We start from the raw sequence: 16005 nt of genomic DNA, 5'->3' as shown, positions 1-16005 counted from the left end.
TCCCGCCACGAGGTAAACGCGCCGCCACCCGATGACGTGGCGGCGTGTGTACTTCGTGGCGGGCTGTGCCGCCGCTGTGCCCACCACGCCAGAACATGGGCACAGCGCCAGGCCTTCACGTGGTGCTGTGCCCATCTCGTGGTGCCGTGCTGCCTCCACAGGCCGGCGGGCCGCCGGCCCGGGAGTCCGCCGACCGGCAGTCCGCCGGCCCGGCAGTCCGCCGGCCCGGCAGCCCGGCCGCAGGCGTCAGGCGTCAGGCGTCGCGGCGGGCGCCCTCGGCGGCGTGGACGGTGAAGACGGTCGGCGCGGTGTGGCCGGCCTCGGCGAAGGCGGCGAAGATCGCGGCCTCGACGGCGGCGCGGGCCTCGGTCGGGACGAGGGCGATGGCCGAGCCGCCGAAGCCGCCGCCGGTCATGCGGGCGCCGACGGCACCCGTGGCCTGGGCGGTGGCGACGGCGAGGTCGAGCTCGGGCACCGAGATCTCGAAGTCGTCGCGCATCGACACGTGCGAGGCGTCGAGCAGGTGGCCGATCGCACGAGGTCCGTCGGTGCGGAGGGTGCGGACGGTGTCGAGCACCCGCTGGTTCTCGGTGACGACGTGACGGACGCGGCGGAACGTCTCGTCGTCGAGCAGCTCTTCGGCACGACCGAGGTCGTCGGCGTCGAGGTCGCGCAACGAGTCGACGCCGAGTGCGGCGGCGCCCTTCTCGCACGAGGCGCGGCGCTCGACGTAGCCGCCGGTGGCGTGGGCGTGTTCGACGTGGGTGTCGACGACGAGCACCTCGAGCCCGGCGGCGGCGAAGCCGAGGTCGACGACGTCGGCGTCGAGGCTGCGGCAGTCGAGGAACACCCCGGAATCGGCCCGGCCGAGCAGCGAGGCGGACTGGTCCATGATGCCGGTCGGGGCGCCGACGGCCTCGTTCTCGGCGAGCTGCCCCACCGCGGCGAGGGCCGCGCGGTTGATGTCGAGCGACCAGAGCTCGGAGAACGCCACGGCCACCGAGCACTCGAGTGCGGCGGACGACGACAGCCCGGCGCCGACCGGCACCTCGGACTCGACGAAGAGGTCGAGCCCGCGCACCCCGGACAGGTCGATCGTCGACAGGTCGCCCCCGGCAGCGGCGAACGAGGGCGAGTCGGCGCGGTCGTGCGCCACGGAGAGAGCCCAGGCGATGCCGAACGCGTACGCCGACCAGCCCGACATCGCGGCCGGGTCGAGGTCGTCGAGCGAGATCTCGTGCACGCCGGCCTCGAACGACGACGCGACGCGCAGCAGGCGGTCGTCGCGGTGGCCGACCGTCACGGTGGTGCGTCGGTCGATGGCGAAGGGCAGCACGAAGCCGTCGTTGTAGTCGGTGTGCTCGCCGATCAGGTTCACGCGACCCGGGGCGGACCAGCGACCGACGACCTCGGTGTCGAAGACGTCGGTGAAACGCGCGGGAGTGGGGGTGTCGGTCATGATCGCTCGATCGCCTCTCGGATTCGGTCGGCTTGCACCTCGGGGACGAGGTCGCCCACCCAGGCTCCCATCGCCGCCTCGGAGCCTGCCAGGAACTTCAACTTGCTCTCGGCCCGACGCGGAGAGGTGATCTGCAGCATCAGGCGGACGGTGTCGCGACCGACGCCGACCGGCGCCTGGTGCCACGCCGCGATGTAGGGGGTCGGGTCGTCGTACAGGCCGTCGACGCCGCGCAGGAGGCGCCGGTACATGACGGCGAGCTCGTCGCGTTCGTCGTCGGTCAGCGCCGCGAAGTCGGGCACGTGGCGGTGCGGCAGCAGGTGGATCTCGATCGGCCAGCGGGCGGCGAACGGCACGAACGCCGTGAAGTGCTCGCCGGCGAGGACGACCCGGGGGCCCGAGCGCTCACGGTCGAGCAGGTCGGCGAACAGGGTCGGGCCGTAGGTCTCGATGCTGTCGAGCAGGCGGGTGGTGCGCGGCGTGACGTAGGGGTACGCGTAGATCTGGCCGTGCGGGTGGTGGAGCGTGACGCCGATGGCCTGGCCGCGGTTCTCGAACGGGAACACCTGCTGGATGCCGGGCAGGGCCGACAGGGCCGCCGTGCGGTCGGCCCACGCCTCGACCACGGTGCGGGCGCGTGACTCGCTGAGGTCGGCGAACGAACCGTGGGTCTCGGGGCTGAAGCAGACGACCTCGCAGCGGCCGACGCTGCGGAGGGTGCGCTCGAGCCCGATGCGACCGAGGTCGTCGAGACCGGCGGGGGCGTCGTCGCTCTCGAGCAGCGGCCCGAACGACGGCGAGCGGTTCTCGAACACGGCGACGTCGTAGACGTCGGGGATCTCGGACGGGTTCGTCTCGCTGGCCGGCGCGAGCGGGTCGAGCTCGGCGGGCGGCAGGAACACGCGGTTCTGCCGCGAGGCGGCGATCGACACCCACTCGCCGGTGAGGGCGTCCTGGCGCATGGTCGCCGTGTCGGGCCGGGGGTCGAGCGTGCGGGCGTCGACGCGTCGTTCGGCCGACAGGGTCGTGTCGGCGTCGTCGAAGTAGATGAGTTCGCGACCGTCGGCCAGGACCGTCGCGCGCTTCGTGATGGACGACATCGCGCCTCCTTCTGTTCGGGGCCCTCGCGACCACGACTTGCAGTTGCGAAAGTACGTGAAAGCATACGAAACTAGTCGGGTGGACGGCAACTCGACCCCTCGCCCGGCGGCACAGCCCGCGAACCAGCCGGCGGCACAGCCCGCGGCACTGCCGGGCGAGCGTCGGCGCGACCGCATCGCCGACCTCGTCGGTCGGCGCGGGTTCGTCCGCACCGCCGAGCTGGCGCGAGAGTTCCGGTTGTCCGAGGTGACCATCCGCACCGACCTCGAGAGCCTCGCCGCCGACGGCCTCCTGTCGCGCGTGCACGGTGGGGCGTTGTCGGTCGACCGACCGGCCGAGCGGCCGTTCGAAGAAGAGAGCTCGGTGTCGACCGAGGCGAAGCGGGCCATCGGGGTCGAGGCCGCCTCGCTCGTGCGCTCGGGCGACTGCGTGGTGCTCGACGTGGGCACGACGACCACGCAGATCGCGTTGGCGCTGCTCGAACGGCACGAGCTCGAGGGCGTCGTCGTCGTCACCAACGGCCTCACCATCGCGCTGGCGCTCGAACAGGCCGTGCCGCGGTTCACCGTGATCGTGTCGGGCGGCACGCTGCGGCCGTTGCAGCACTCGCTGGTCAACCCGTTGGCGACGAGCGTGTTCGCCGGCATCACCGCCGACCTGGCCTTCATCGGCTGCACCGGCGTGCACGCGATCCACGGCGTCACGAACGTGAACCTGCCCGAAACCGACCTCAAGCGCCTCATGACCCAGACGGCCCGCCGCTCGTACATCGTCGCCGACGGCAGCAAGCTCGGCGAGGCCCACCTCGGCGTGATCGGCCCGCTCGACACCTTCGAGGCGCTCATCACGGCCGGCGCCGACGACGCCTCCGTCGCCGAGCTGCGGCGGGCGGGCCTCGACGTGGTGGCCGCGCGAGGCGCGACCGCAGGAGGCGCGGGCGAGGTCGACGCGCCTCCTTGTGACCCGGCCCCCTCGCGTCCCTGACCCCCACCCGGACGCCACCGGCACCCGAGAGCGAGACTGGAGCGATGACGACGAGCAACCCGACCGGAGAACACTACGAGCTGGCCCTCGAGCGAGACGGTCACACCGTGACGGGCATCGTGACGCAGGTCGCGGCCGGCATCCGTGCCCTGGCCGTCGACGGCGTCGCGCTGACCGAGACGTTCGGCGCGGACGAGACGCCGCCCTCGGCGTGCGGCATCACGCTCGTGCCCTGGCCGAACCGCGTGGCCGGGGGCCGCTGGTCGCTCGACGGGCACGAGCAGCAGCTCGACCTCACCGAGGCGGCCAAGGGCAACGCCAGTCACGGGCTGCTGAGGTGCACGGCCTACCAGGTGGTCGAGCGCGAGCCGCACGCGGTGACCCTCGGCGCGACGGTGTACCCGCAGCACGGCTGGCCCTTCCAGCTCGACACGACCGTGCGGCACGAGCTCGTCGCCGACGGCATGGTCGTGACGCACGCGATCACCAACGTCGGCGTCGGCCGGGCACCGTTCGCCGTGGGGTCGCACCCGTTCTTCCGGGTGGGCGACCACGACCCGGCGACCCTCAGGGTGACGCTCGCGGCGGCGACCCGGTACGAGGTGGACGAGAGCAGCATCCCGGTCGGCACCTCGCCCGTGGTCGGCACGCCGTACGACCTCTCGCACGGGCCGCTCCTGGGCGACCTCGACCTCGACACGGGCTACCGCGACGTCGAGCCCGGCGACGACGGCGTCCGCACGACGACCTTCACCGCGCCCGACGGCTCGGCGACCGAGCTCTGGCAAGACCCGTCGTTCGAGTACGTGCAGGTGTTCACGCCCCGCAACTTCCCCCGTGACGGGGTGAAGGGTCTGGCGGTCGCCGCCGAGCCGATGACGGCTCCGGCCAACGCCCTCGCCTCGGGCGAGGGGCTGCGCTGGCTCGACGAAGGCGAGACGTGGACCGGCAGCTGGGGAGTGCGGTACCGGGCGGCAGGCACCACGGCCTCGTAGGCCGAAGCGCGGCGCGCGGCGCGGGAGGGTGCGGGCCCGGGAGCGCCGTTGCTCCCGGCCCCGCGTTCGGCCGGCGACACCGTTTCGGGCCGGTGTCGTCCTCGCCCGCGGTCGCAGCGCGCGCGGAGCGTGAACTGTGACCGTCGTCGTGGTCGGCGGGCCTGAGGACACACAGAACCGCAGATCACAGCGGGGTCCGGGCCGATGCCAAAAAACTACAACCGATCCCACGCCAAGACAAGAGGAAACCTCGGGGATGCTCGGGCGGGCGTCCCCTCTCGCCCGGCCGGCTGTCCGTTTTGCGTCCCCTGGGTCCGCGTCCAGGACGCGGCGCGTAGCGTCGAAGGCTGCCTCCCCAGGGCCCCCGGCCCTGACGTACCCCTGAACACCCACGCGACATGCCCGACACCTGTCGCGGGGAGGCCGAGCGCCCTTCCCGACCCGAACCGGAAGGGCGCTTTCTCTCGCCCTCGACAGAATGTCTGTCGCGCGACGCGCAGGGGGCGTATGGTCTCCGCTTAACAGGCGGCTAGGGACCGTCTGGAATCGGGGGACAGGATTCGGGTCCGGGTCTCTCTGGGTGGGGCCTCCGCATTCGGGTGCGACGTCGGCCCCGCCCTACCGCCCCGTCCGGGCCTCGTCGTCTCGGAGGCGACGACTCGGAGGAACTGCAAACGGTGGGCCCCGTGGGGCTCGAACCCACGACCCGCGGATTAAAAGTCCGATGCTCTACCAACTGAGCTAGAGGCCCGTGCCCGTCCACTTTACGGGATGCCGCGGCCCGTGTTCGCCAGGCCGACCCGCGCAGGGGCGGCGTGGTCGCGGGCGGGCCGAGCCGCGCCTCCTCGGTGTCGTCGCCCACCGAGCGTCATGCCGTGGGCGAACGTCCGGGTCCGTGTCGGTGGGCACGCCTATCGTGGGTCCGGTGCCGAGACGATTCCACCGCCCGACCCAGTTCTCGGGGTCCGAGTTCGAAGCCTTCCAGGGCGGAGACGACCCCGCGACGATGAACCGCGTGGCCCACGAGTCGGCCTCGGCCCTCGTCGCCCGCGTCAAGCACGACCCGAGCCCCGAGATCCTCGACCGGCTCGTCACGTTCACCGACCAGCACGGCATCGACGCGGTCGCCGAGCTGTGGGCACGGGCGAGCCCGCACAGCCTGCCCGGGGCGCTCTGGCGCATCTACCTCGTGCGCGCCGTCATCCGGCAGAACCCGGTCGAGGTCACGCAGCTCTTCGAGCGCGGGGTCGAGGTCGCCACGACGATCGACCCGGTCGTCGCGGGCGCACCGGCACCGGCCAGCCCCGAAGAGATCCTCGAGCTCGCCGACCTGATCTTGCGCGGGGTGTTCGTGGGCGACTTCGCCATCGCCCTCGAGCGGGGTGCCGCGTTCTGCCGCCTCGCCGCCGCCGGCGCCACGTCGGTCGCCGACGACCAGGACGCCGTCGGCTCCGACCGCGCCGGCGAACTCACCCGGCGGGCCCTGCGGTTCAGCGAGCTCGGCGTCGACCTCGTCGCCTGCGCCCACCTGTGGCGCGACGACAGCCTCGACTGAACGCTCGACGCCTCGAGCGCGAGCACGAGCACGAGCGAGAGAGAACGGACGACGGAGGCGCGGCGCGGCGCGGCGCGCGACGCGACCGGACGCACAGCGACACGCGCGAACAGGGCCCGCGTTCGCACGACGCGAACTCGTCGGCCCGTCGGGCGTGAGGCGGGTAAAGTCTCTGTGGTCGGGCCGCAGTAACCCCGGGCTCCAAATTTAGCCGCTTCGAGCGGCCTCGCGCCGAGAGGCGTTTCTGCGGTCCGGCACCCTCTTCCTCCCGAGTCGTCACCACTCGGTCGAGAAGCAAGCGTGCCGCCCGGCCGCCTCCTCCCTCGCGGGGTGACCAGCGCCTCCTGCAGCCCACCATGGGCCCACCTGCGGTCCATCCGTGGCCCATCCGTGGCCCGGATCGGCATGCCCTGCGCCCGCCCGCCGGCACCGCGCGAATGTTCGCCCAATCCACCAGGGTCCCGGTGCCGAACCCTTCACGTGAGGATGCACGATCCCCCGCCGACTCCCGTCCTCCCTAAGCATCGGGCGTCGGCGGGCTGGTCTCCCTGCGATGCACCGGGCCTGAACGCCATCCCAGACGGTCGCATCGCAGGGGGTCCCGCTCACACCCCGAACACCGCACCAGCCCCGAACACCGCACCACCCAGCGACACCGCACCACCAGCACCACCTCACGATCCGCCCCGGATCGTGCCCCACGACTCCACGAACAGTGCGACCGGAGGTGAACCCTGACATGCTCGAACTCGTGACCCGAGAGACAGAGACACCCGAGCCCGGGCGCACCCTGTCGACTCCCGACGAACTGCTGCCGCGAGTCGCACAGGGCGATCAAGCCGCCTTCGCCGAGCTGTACGACCAGACGGCGCCCCGCGTGCTCGGCCTGGTCAAGCGACTCCTCAAGGACCACGCCCAGTCCGAAGAGGTGACCCAAGAGGTCTTCCTCGAGATCTGGCAGAACGCGACGCGCTTCGACACCGCTCGGGGCAGCGCCGCCAGCTGGATGCTCACGATGGCGCACCGCCGCGCCGTGGATCGCATCCGCGCCTCCCAGGCCGGTCGCGACCGCGACCTCAAGATCGGCGTCCGCGACCTCCAGACCGACTACGACTCGGTCACCGAGTCCGTCGAGATCCGCATCGAGCACGAGCGGGTCGAGCGGGCCCTCGGGCGCCTCACCGAACTGCAACGTCAGGCGGTCAAGCTCGCCTACTACGGCGGCCTCAGCCACAGCGAGGTCGCGAAACTCCTCGACGTGCCGATCGGCACCGTCAAGACCAGACTGCGCGACGGCATGATCCGCCTGCGCGACGAGATGGGAGTGGCATCGTGAGCGATCACGACGAGCCCACGCGGGGCCGCCACGCGGACGACGCGGGCCCCACGAAGATCGACACCGACGACCTGTCCGGTGCCTACGTGCTCAACGCACTCAGCGACGACGAACGACACGCGTTCGAGGAACTCCTCGACGACACATCAGACCAGTACGACGACATCAGGACGGAGGTGGCCGAATTGAGAGAGACAGCACTGTTGCTCGCCCACGCTGCTCGGCCCGTCACGCCCTCTGCCGAGCTGCGCGCCAGCGTCCTCGGCCTCATCGCGTCGACGCCCCAACTGCCGCCGCTCACGGCGACGACCCCGACGGCCGACCACGGCGCCACGACCGCAGGAGGCGCGGGTGACGGCGACCACGAGCGTCGCGTCGAGCGCACCCCGGCTCCCGAGATGGAGCCGAGCGAGTCCGAGGGCGCCCGCGTCCTCACGGCCACCGGCGCCGCGCACCGTCGCTGGTTCGCCCGGCCCGTGGCGATCCTCGGGGCCGCCGCTGCGGCCGCCGCACTGTTCTTCGGCGGCGGAGCCCTCGTCGAGGGCCTCGGCCAGACCGGGCAGCAGCAAGAGCAGCAGGCCTCCGGCATCGACGAGATCTACGCGGCGAGCGACTTCCAGCGCTCCGTCGCCGACGTCAGCACCGGCGGCAAGGCGACCCTGATCTGGTCGGACGAGCTCGGCCGCTCGGCGGTCGTCGTCGACGGGATGACGTCGCTGCCCGGCGACCAGACCTACGAGCTCTGGTACATCGGCTCGGACGGCGCCGTCCCCGCGGGCACCTTCGACGCCTCGTCGAGTGCTCCGGCCACGCACCTGCTCAAGGGTGAGAAGAGCCCGGGCGACACGATCGGCATCACGGTCGAGCCCAGCGGTGGCTCGTCGTCGCCCACGACCGACCCGGTCGTCGCGATCCCCAGCGCCTGACCCGCCGGGCCCGGCAGTCGCGACGCGGCAGCCCCGGGCCCGCACCGCACACGAGAAGAGGCGGTCCACCACCCGGTGGACCGCCTCTTCTCGTCTGCCACGGCCAGTGCCGAGACCGTGCGCCCCCGAGGAGGCGCGGTGCCCGATCAGCCGAAGCGTCCCGACACGTAGTCTTCCGTCGCCTGCACGCTCGGGTTCGAGAACATCTTGGCGGTGTCGTCGAACTCGATCAGCTTGCCGGGCTTGCCGGTGCCCGCGATGTTGAAGAACGCGGTCTTGTCGCTGACGCGGCTGGCCTGCTGCATGTTGTGGGTCACGATGACGATCGTGTACTGCTGCTTGAGCTCTTCGATGAGGTCCTCGATGGCGAGGGTCGAGATCGGGTCGAGGGCCGAGCAGGGCTCGTCCATCAGCACGACGTCGGGCGAGACGGCGATGGCGCGGGCGATGCACAGACGCTGCTGCTGACCGCCCGAGAGGCCTGAGCCGGGCTTGTCGAGACGGTCCTTGACCTCGTTCCAGAGGTTGGCGCCTTGCAGCGACTTCTCGACGAGGCCGTCCTGGTCGCCCTTCGACATGCGACGGTTGTTGAGCTTGACGCCGGCGAGCACGTTGTCGCGGATGCTCATCGTCGGGAACGGGTTGGGTCGCTGGAACACCATGCCGACCTGGCGGCGGACGAGCACCGGGTCGACGCCTGGGCTGTACAGGTCGTTGCCGTCGATCAGCACCTCGCCCTCGACGTAGGCCCCGGGGATGACCTCGTGCATGCGGTTCAGGGTGCGCAGGAAGGTCGACTTGCCGCAGCCGGACGGGCCGATGAACGCGGTGACCGTGCGGGGCTCGATGGTGATGTTGACGTCTTCGACGGCCTTGAACTTGCCGTAGTAGACGTTGAGGTCGTTGACCTCGATGCGCTTGGACACGGTGATTCCTTCGGGGTGGGAGCCGGGCGGGAGCCGGGACGGGGTGAGGGTCGGGGTGGCCGGGTCAGCGGCCGAGCTTGGGCGCGAAGACGCGGGCGATGAGGCGCGCGAGCAGGTTGAGCGCCATCACCATGAGGATCAGGGTGAGCGCCGACGCCCAGGCCCGGTCGATGAACGCGGCCGCGTCGGTGCCCTGGCTGACGTACGAGCTGTACGCGAAGACGGGCAGCGACTGCATGCGGCCGTCGAACAGGTCGTAGTTCATGCTCGCCGTGAAGCCGGCGGTGATCAGCAGGGGAGCGGTCTCTCCAATGATGCGGGCGATGGCGAGCATGACGCCCGTGGTGATGCCGGCGACGGAGGTCGGGATGACCACCTTGAGGATGGTCAGCCACTTCGGCACGCCCAGCGCGTACGACGCCTCGCGCAGCTCGTTCGGCACGAGCTTGAGCATCTCCTCGGTGCTGCGCACCACGACGGGGATCATCAGGACGGCCAGTGCCACCGAGCCGGCTGCGCCCATGCGGACGCCCTCGCCGAAGAAGATCACGAAGAGTGCGTACGCGAAGAGGCCTGCGACGATCGACGGGATGCCCGTCATGACGTCGACGAAGAACGTGATCGCCCGGGCGAGGCGCCCCTGCCCGTACTCGACGAGGTAGATCGCCGTGAGCAGGCCGATCGGAACCGAGATGACCGTGGCGAAGGCCGTGATGAGCAGGGTGCCCGTGATGGCGTGCAGCCCGCCGCCACCGGCCCCGACGACGTTGCGCATCGACATCGAGAAGAAGTCGGCGTCGAAGCGGTTCGCCCCGGATGTCACGACGGTGACGAGCAGCGACACCAGTGGCACGAGCGCGATGATGAACGCGGCACTCACGAGGGTGGTGACGACGCGGTCCTTCGCGCGGCGGACGCCCTCGACCTGCATCGCGACGACGAAGACGAGCGCGGCGTAGAGGACGGTGCCGAGGATGATCGCCCCGACCCAGTTGAACGACGCGGTGACTCCCGCCGCGTTCAGGAGGGCGAAGACGACGCCCATGACGACCCAGCTGCCGAGCAGGATGACCAGGGGCGCCGCCTTGGGCAGACGGCCCGTCGTGAGGGCGTTCACCGATCGGTTGGTCCGGCTCACGCCGGCGGTGGTCGTGGCCATCAGTTCGCTCCCGAGAAGGCCTTGCGGCGGTTGATGACGTAGCGGGCGATCGAGTTGACGATCAGGGTGATGACGAAGAGCACGAGGCCGGTCGCGATCAGGGTGTTGATGCCGATGTCGTGTGCCTCGGGGAACCTCAGGGCGATGTTCGCCGCGATCGTCGACGAGTTCGTCGAGGTGAGGATCGCTGGGTTGATCACGAGGGCGGGCGAGAGCACCAGGGCCACGGCCATGGTCTCGCCGAGCGCGCGGCCCAGGCCGAGCATGGCCGACGAGATGATGCCGGGCCGGCCGAAGGGCAGCACGGCGATCTGGATCATCTCCCACCGGGTGGCGCCGAGGGCCAGGGCGGCCTCTTCGTGCAGCACGGGCGTCTGCAGGAAGACCTCGCGGCTCAGCGCCGTGATGATCGGCAGGATCATCACCGCGAGCACGATGGACGCGGTCAGCAGGGTGCGCCCGGTGCCCGAGACGGGACCGGCGAAGAGCGGGAACCAGCCGAAGGTGTTCACGAGCCAGTCGTAGAACGGCTGGATCGCCGGCGCGAGCACGATGCTGCCCCAGAGGCCGAAGACGACCGAGGGCACCGCGGCGAGCAGGTCGATCACGTAGCCGAGGCCCTGGGCCAGCTTGCGGGGCGCGTAGTGCGAGATGAAGAGCGCGATGCCGATGGCGACCGGCAGGGCCATCAACAGGGCCAGCGCGGCCGCGTAGACCGTTCCGAAGGCCAGCGGGCCCACGTACTGCCAGAACGAACCGGGGTAGCCCGAGAGCGAGACGTCCTCGGGGGCGGCGCTCAGCGCCGGGATGCTCTGCACGACGAGGAAGAGCGCGACGGCGGCCAGGATCGCGAGGATGAGACCGCCCGCGACGACCGTGCTGCCCGAGAAGATGCGGTCGGCGGGACGTCGCTTGGGCTTCGGGACGACGGCGGGGGCCGAGGTCGTGGCGGGGGCGGTCATCGGACGGGGTCCTCCGGAGGCTCGGGTGGGGTTCGGGTCGGTGCGGTGGTGCGTGATGCCTGTCAGGCCGACGGCCCGGGAACGCACGCGGTGCGTTCCCGGGCCCCCGGGGTGGTGCCGTATTACTTGATGAGCGCGATGGCGTCGGCGACCTGACCCGAGAGCGTGCTCGAGATCGGGGCCGAGCCGGCGGCGTCGGCCGCGACCTGCTGGCCGTCCTCGCTGGTCACGTACGACAGGTACGACTTGACGAGCTCGCCCTTGGTGGCGTCCTCGTAGGACTCGCAGGCGATCAGGTAGCTGACCAGGACGATCGGGTAGACCCCGGACGCGGTCGAGGTGCGATCGAGCGCGATGGCGATGTCGCCGTCGGTGCGGCCCTCTTCTTCGGGCGACTCGTCGACGATGGCGGCGGCGGCGTCGGCCGAGTAGCCGACGAAGTCGTCGCCGACCTTGACCTTGACGGTGCCGAGGTCACCGGCGCGCGAGGCGTCGGCGTAGCCGATGGTGCCGGTGCCGTTGGTCACGGCGTCGATGACGCCCGAGGTGCCCGAGGCGCCCTCGCCGCCGAAGGCGGTGGGCCACGTGCCGTCGGCCTCTTCGGTCCAGGTGTCGCCGGCCGTCGCGTGCAGGTAGTCGGTGAAGTTCTCGGTGGTGCCCGAGTCGTCCGAGCGGTGGACGGCGGTGATGCCCGTGCTGGGCAGGTCGGCGTCGGGGTTGTCGGCCTTGATCTCGGCGGCGTCCCAGGTGGTGATCTTGCCGCTGAAGATGCCGGCCAGGGTGGCGGGCGTCAGGTTGAGCTCGTCGACGCCGTCGAGGTTGAACACGACCGCGATGGGCGAGACGTAGGCGGGCAGCTCGACGATGCCGGTGTCGGGCGTGCAGCCCGCGAAGGTGCTCGACGAGATCTCGTCGGTCGTGAAGGCGCGGTCCGAGCCGGCGAAGTCGGCGGCGCCCGAGATGAAGCTCTCGCGGCCACCTCCCGAGCCCTGCGGGTCGTAGTTGACGGTCACGTCGGGGTTGGCGGTCTGGAAGCCGGCGACCCAGGCTTCTTGCGCGGCCTGCTGCGACGAGGCGCCGATGCCCGAGATGGTGCCGGAGAGGTCGCTGGCCGAGGCGTCGCCCGAGGGCGATGCGCCGCCTTCGTTGCTGGCGCAGGACGCGAGGAGCATGGTTCCGACCGCGGCGATCGCGACGATGCTGCCGGTGCGCTTGAAGTTCACAGGGGGGTCCTTTTCGGGATGTGATGGCTAGGTGCTGTGGGCCAGGTGCCGACCCGTGCGAGACGCTACGGCGGACGGTTAACCACGGTCGCCTGCCCCGGTGAACGGAAGGTGAACGAGGGGGGAACATCGGCCGAGACAGGCGCGTCCCGACAGGCGTCGACCCCTGCCTGTCGCAGGCGGGGGTCGACGTCGGCAGTGCCGGGCGGAGCCGAGGAGGCGCGGGTCAGGCAGCCGGGCCGTGCGTCTCGAGCGCGACCAGCGTCGAGTCGTCGACCGAGACGTGCAGCACCGTGAACTCGGCCGTGCCGAGCGACGAGGCACGGCGCAGGTCGATGCGGTCGCCCCCCTTGGTGCCCAGCGAGATCTGACGGATGACCTCGGGCAGCACGGGCCCGTGGCTGCAGATGACGGCGGCGACCTTCTTCTTGAGGCGCTTCTTGACGACCGCGGCGACGTCGTCGGTGCCTTGCTCGAAGGCGTCCTGGCTGATGGCGTCGGTCTGGCGCACGCCGACGCGGGTCAGCGCCGACAGCGGCTCGAGCGTGGCGAGGCATCGAGCGGCCGTGCTGCTGACGATGCGCGTGGGAGACCACGCCGCGATGACGGGCGCGACCGACCTCGCCTGGCGCCGACCCTGCGGCAGCAGCGGGCGCGTGGCGTCCGAACCGTGCCAGTCGGACGGCGAGGTCGTCTTCGCGTGCCGGAGGGCCACGATCGGGAAGGTCCGTGCCGTGCCGGTCGTGACCCGGTCGGCGAAGCGCTGCAGCACGTCGGCGTCGCGGGCGTAGGTGAGCATCGCCTTCGCCTTCTCGAGCCCGACCCACTCGATGGCGGCCACCTCGTGGTTGGCCGTGAACGACCCGGCCTCGGCGAAGGCCTCGTCGGTCACCTCGGCCGACCAGTAGTACACGACCTTGTCGCGGCCGCCGGGCAGCAGGTACTCGGCCGTGCCGAGCGGGGCGCCGAGCGTGACGCGGTAGCCGGTCTCTTCGTGGATCTCGCGGACGGCGGTCTGCGGCGTGGCCTCGCCGGGGTCGACCTTGCCCTTGGGCAGCGAGACGTCGCCGTGGTGGTCGCGGTGGATGAGCAGCACCCGCACCTTGCCGTCGACGAGGCGCCAGCAGACGGCACCGGCGGCGACGACGGTCGTCGAGGTGACGGTCATCGCTTGGAGCGCTTCCGCACGGTGATGGCCTTCATCTGGGCGTTCTGCAGGTCGGTCAGCGACCGGCCGTCGGCGTCGCGGGCGTGGCGCGTCCAGGTGCCGTCGGCCTCGAGCCACCACGACGACGTGTCGTCCGACATCGCCTGGTCGAACAACGCGGACACCTCGGTCAGGTGGTCGGCCTGCGTCAGGCGCACGAGCGCCTCGACGCGGCGGTCGAGGTTGCGGTGCATCATGTCGGCGCTGCCGATGAAGACCTGCGGGTCGCCGTCGTTCGCGAACCAGAACAGACGGCTGTGCTCGAGGTACCGCCCGAGGATCGACCGCACGCGGATGTTGTCGCTGAGCCCCGGCTCGCCCGGCTTGATCGTGCAGATGCCCCGCACCCAGACGTCGACCGGCACGCCGGCCTGGCTCGCCTTGTAGAGGGCGTCGATGATCTGCTCGTCGACGATCGAGTTGATCTTGATGCGGATGCCCGCCGGGCGGCCGGCCTGCACGTTCTCGATCTCGTTCTGGATCTGTTTCAGCAGACCACGGCGCAGGTAGCGCGGTGCGACGAGCAGGCGCTTGAACTTCTTCTCGATGGCGTAGCCCGAGAGCTCGTTGAAGAGCCGGGTCAGGTCTTTGCCGACCTGGTCGTCGGAGGTGAAGAGCCCCAGGTCTTCGTAGATGCGGCTGGTCTTGGGGTTGTAGTTGCCGGTGCCGATGTGCGTGTAGTGCTTGAGCGTGCCCTTCTCCTGACGGATGACCAGGGCGAGCTTGCAGTGGGTCTTGAGCCCGACCAGCCCGTAGACCACGTGCACGCCGGCCTTCTCGAGCTTGCGGGCCCAGGTGATGTTGTTCTGCTCGTCGAAGCGCGCCTTGACCTCGACCAGGGCCAGCACCTGCTTGCCGGACTCGGCCGCGTCGATGAGGGCCTCGATGATGGGCGAGTCACCACTGGTGCGGTAGAGGGTCTGCTTGATGGCGAGCACGTTCGGGTCGGCCGCCGCCTGCTCGAGGAAGGCCTGGACGCTGGTCGCGAACGACTCGTACGGGTGGTGCACGAGGATGTCTTGCCGGGCGATGCTGGCGAACATGTCGGGCTTCATGTTCGGCTCGGTCGGCTGCAGCTGCACGGCCGTGGTCGGCAGGTGCTTGGGGTACTTCAGGTCGGGTCGCGACATCTTGGTGATCTCGAACAGGCCGGCCAGGTCGAGCGGTGCGGGCAGCTTGTAGACCTCTTGATCGGTCACGTCGAGCTCGCGGACGAGCAGTTCGAGGGTGACCGGGTCCATGTCGTCGGTGATCTCGAGGCGGATCGGCGGACCGAAGCGGCGGCGCAACAACTCGCGCTCGAGTGCCTGGATGAGGTTCTCGGACTCGTCCTCGTCGACCTCGACGTCTTCGTTGCGCGTCACGCGGAACACGTGGTGCTCGACGACCTCCATGCCCGGGAAGAGGTCTTGCAGGTGGTTGGCGATCAGGTCTTCGAGGGGGATGAAGCGCACCCGACCGCTGTCGTCGTCGGGCAGCTGCACGAAGCGCGGCAGCATCTGCGGCACTTTGAGGCGCGCGAACTCCTGCCGCATCGTCTTGGGGTTGCGCACCCGGATCGAGAGGTTCAGCGACAGGCCCGAGATGTACGGGAACGGGTGGGCCGGGTCGACGGCCAGGGGCATGAGCACCGGGAAGATCTGCTCGGTGAAGATCTCGCGCATGCGCACGCGGTCGGCCTCTTCGAGGTCGGACCAGTTCTCGATGTGGATGCCTGCGTCGTCGAGGTCGGGCTTGACCAGGTCGAGGAACGCCCGGGCGTGGCGTTCTTGCAACTCGTGGGCCTTCTTGTTGATGTCGGCCAGCACCTCGTTCGGCCCGCGCCCGACGTTGGTCGGCACGGCGAGCCCGGTCGCGATGCGGCGCTTGAGCCCGGCGACGCGCACCATGAAGAACTCGTCGAGGTTGCTGGCGAAGATCGCGAGGAAGTTCGCGCGTTCGAGCAGCGGGGTGGTGGGGTCTTCGGCCAGTTCGAGCACGCGCTGGTTGAAGGCGAGCCAGCTCAGCTCGCGGTCGAGGTAGCGCTCGCCGGGCAGCGTGCCGTCCTCGAAGCTGACGATCTCGTCGAAGTCGTCGAGGAAGTCGGGGGTGACGCCGGCGCCGTCGACGCGGGGTTCGCTGCTGTCCATCGCACCATCGTGCCACCCCGGGCGGCCTCGCAGCGTCGTCCCG

At 70.7% G+C, this 16005-nt stretch carries 13 protein-coding genes and 1 tRNA gene; 5 read left to right on the top strand and 9 right to left on the bottom strand.

What is annotated here, in order from left to right; all coding sequences use genetic code 11:
* Positions 1–253 precede the first annotated feature (253 nt).
* Both galK and galT read right to left on the bottom strand, forming a co-directional pair.
* Positions 254–1459, bottom strand: coding sequence for a galactokinase (galK, locus tag ASG05_RS07505; RefSeq protein WP_056259487.1), 1206 nt, complete (start codon positions 1457–1459; stop codon positions 254–256).
* Positions 1456–2559 carry a galactose-1-phosphate uridylyltransferase gene (gene galT, locus ASG05_RS07500; protein ID WP_056259484.1) on the bottom strand — a complete coding sequence of 368 codons (1104 nt, stop codon included), beginning with the start codon at positions 2557–2559 and terminating at the stop codon, positions 1456–1458. Before galT ends, galK begins: the two co-directional genes overlap by 4 nt.
* 79 nt (positions 2560–2638) lie before the next feature.
* On the opposite strand from galT, the gene ASG05_RS07495 reads away from it, so the two are divergent.
* Both ASG05_RS07495 and ASG05_RS07490 read left to right on the top strand, forming a co-directional pair.
* A complete protein-coding gene (locus ASG05_RS07495; RefSeq protein WP_235491436.1) occupies positions 2639–3544 on the top strand; it encodes a DeoR/GlpR family DNA-binding transcription regulator in 906 nt (301 codons plus the stop codon).
* 44 nt (positions 3545–3588) lie between these two features.
* Complete coding sequence (locus ASG05_RS07490) at positions 3589–4539, top strand: aldose 1-epimerase family protein (protein WP_056259483.1); 951 nt, start codon at positions 3589–3591, stop codon at positions 4537–4539.
* 678 nt (positions 4540–5217) lie between these two features.
* On the opposite strand, the gene ASG05_RS07485 is transcribed toward ASG05_RS07490, so the two are convergent.
* Positions 5218–5290, bottom strand: a tRNA-Lys gene (locus ASG05_RS07485).
* A gap of 174 nt (positions 5291–5464) precedes the next feature.
* On the opposite strand from ASG05_RS07485, the gene ASG05_RS07480 reads away from it, so the two are divergent.
* The 3 genes from ASG05_RS07480 to ASG05_RS07470 all read left to right on the top strand — a co-directional run bounded on the left by ASG05_RS07480 (position 5465) and on the right by ASG05_RS07470 (position 8356).
* Positions 5465–6094 carry a hypothetical protein gene (locus tag ASG05_RS07480; RefSeq protein WP_056260710.1) on the top strand — a complete coding sequence of 210 codons (630 nt, stop codon included), beginning with the start codon at positions 5465–5467 and terminating at the stop codon, positions 6092–6094.
* Positions 6095–6833: 739 nt separating this feature from the next.
* A complete protein-coding gene (locus ASG05_RS07475) occupies positions 6834–7430 on the top strand; it encodes a sigma-70 family RNA polymerase sigma factor (RefSeq protein ID WP_056259481.1) in 597 nt (198 codons plus the stop codon).
* Positions 7427–8356: an anti-sigma factor domain-containing protein gene (locus tag ASG05_RS07470; RefSeq protein WP_056259479.1), complete on the top strand. Its 930-nt coding sequence runs from the start codon at positions 7427–7429 to the stop codon at positions 8354–8356. The genes ASG05_RS07475 and ASG05_RS07470 overlap by 4 nt, the downstream gene beginning before the upstream one ends.
* Positions 8357–8502: 146 nt before the next feature.
* On the opposite strand, the gene pstB is transcribed toward ASG05_RS07470, so the two are convergent.
* The 6 genes from pstB to ASG05_RS07440 form a co-directional block, all read right to left on the bottom strand.
* Positions 8503–9282 carry a phosphate ABC transporter ATP-binding protein PstB gene (gene pstB / locus ASG05_RS07465; protein ID WP_056259476.1) on the bottom strand — a complete coding sequence of 260 codons (780 nt, stop codon included), beginning with the start codon at positions 9280–9282 and terminating at the stop codon, positions 8503–8505.
* 64 nt (positions 9283–9346) lie between these two features.
* A complete protein-coding gene (pstA, locus tag ASG05_RS07460; RefSeq protein WP_056259474.1) occupies positions 9347–10441 on the bottom strand; it encodes a phosphate ABC transporter permease PstA in 1095 nt (364 codons plus the stop codon).
* Positions 10441–11403, bottom strand: coding sequence for a phosphate ABC transporter permease subunit PstC (gene pstC / locus ASG05_RS07455; RefSeq protein WP_056259473.1), 963 nt, complete (start codon positions 11401–11403; stop codon positions 10441–10443). The genes pstA and pstC overlap by 1 nt, the downstream gene beginning before the upstream one ends.
* 122 nt (positions 11404–11525) lie before the next feature.
* Complete coding sequence (locus tag ASG05_RS07450) at positions 11526–12626, bottom strand: phosphate ABC transporter substrate-binding protein PstS (protein WP_369814046.1); 1101 nt, start codon at positions 12624–12626, stop codon at positions 11526–11528.
* 226 nt (positions 12627–12852) lie between these two features.
* Positions 12853–13794 carry an NUDIX hydrolase gene (locus ASG05_RS07445; protein WP_056259471.1) on the bottom strand — a complete coding sequence of 314 codons (942 nt, stop codon included), beginning with the start codon at positions 13792–13794 and terminating at the stop codon, positions 12853–12855.
* Positions 13791–15962 carry an RNA degradosome polyphosphate kinase gene (locus tag ASG05_RS07440; protein ID WP_056259469.1) on the bottom strand — a complete coding sequence of 724 codons (2172 nt, stop codon included), beginning with the start codon at positions 15960–15962 and terminating at the stop codon, positions 13791–13793. Before ASG05_RS07440 ends, ASG05_RS07445 begins: the two co-directional genes overlap by 4 nt.
* Positions 15963–16005 lie beyond the last annotated feature (43 nt).

This window comes from Frigoribacterium sp. Leaf186 (assembly GCF_001423905.1).
GTDB lineage: Bacteria > Actinomycetota > Actinomycetes > Actinomycetales > Microbacteriaceae > Frigoribacterium.
Note: the sequence above shows the minus strand (reverse complement) of the source record. Positions and strands in the feature narration are given on the sequence as shown.

What these genes read in the sequence shown, in the direction of transcription:
- galT (WP_056259484.1), bottom strand. Translation starts at nt 2,559, where the DNA reads ATGTCGTCCATCACGAAGCGCGCGACGGTCCTGGCCGACGGTCGCGAA.
- pstC (WP_056259473.1), bottom strand. Translation starts at nt 11,403, where the DNA reads ATGACCGCCCCCGCCACGACCTCGGCCCCCGCCGTCGTCCCGAAGCCC.
- galK (WP_056259487.1), bottom strand. Translation starts at nt 1,459, where the DNA reads ATGACCGACACCCCCACTCCCGCGCGTTTCACCGACGTCTTCGACACC.
- ASG05_RS07490 (WP_056259483.1), top strand. Translation starts at nt 3,589, where the DNA reads ATGACGACGAGCAACCCGACCGGAGAACACTACGAGCTGGCCCTCGAG.
- ASG05_RS07475 (WP_056259481.1), top strand. Translation starts at nt 6,834, where the DNA reads ATGCTCGAACTCGTGACCCGAGAGACAGAGACACCCGAGCCCGGGCGC.
- ASG05_RS07440 (WP_056259469.1), bottom strand. Translation starts at nt 15,962, where the DNA reads ATGGACAGCAGCGAACCCCGCGTCGACGGCGCCGGCGTCACCCCCGAC.
- pstA (WP_056259474.1), bottom strand. Translation starts at nt 10,441, where the DNA reads ATGGCCACGACCACCGCCGGCGTGAGCCGGACCAACCGATCGGTGAAC.
- ASG05_RS07445 (WP_056259471.1), bottom strand. Translation starts at nt 13,794, where the DNA reads ATGACCGTCACCTCGACGACCGTCGTCGCCGCCGGTGCCGTCTGCTGG.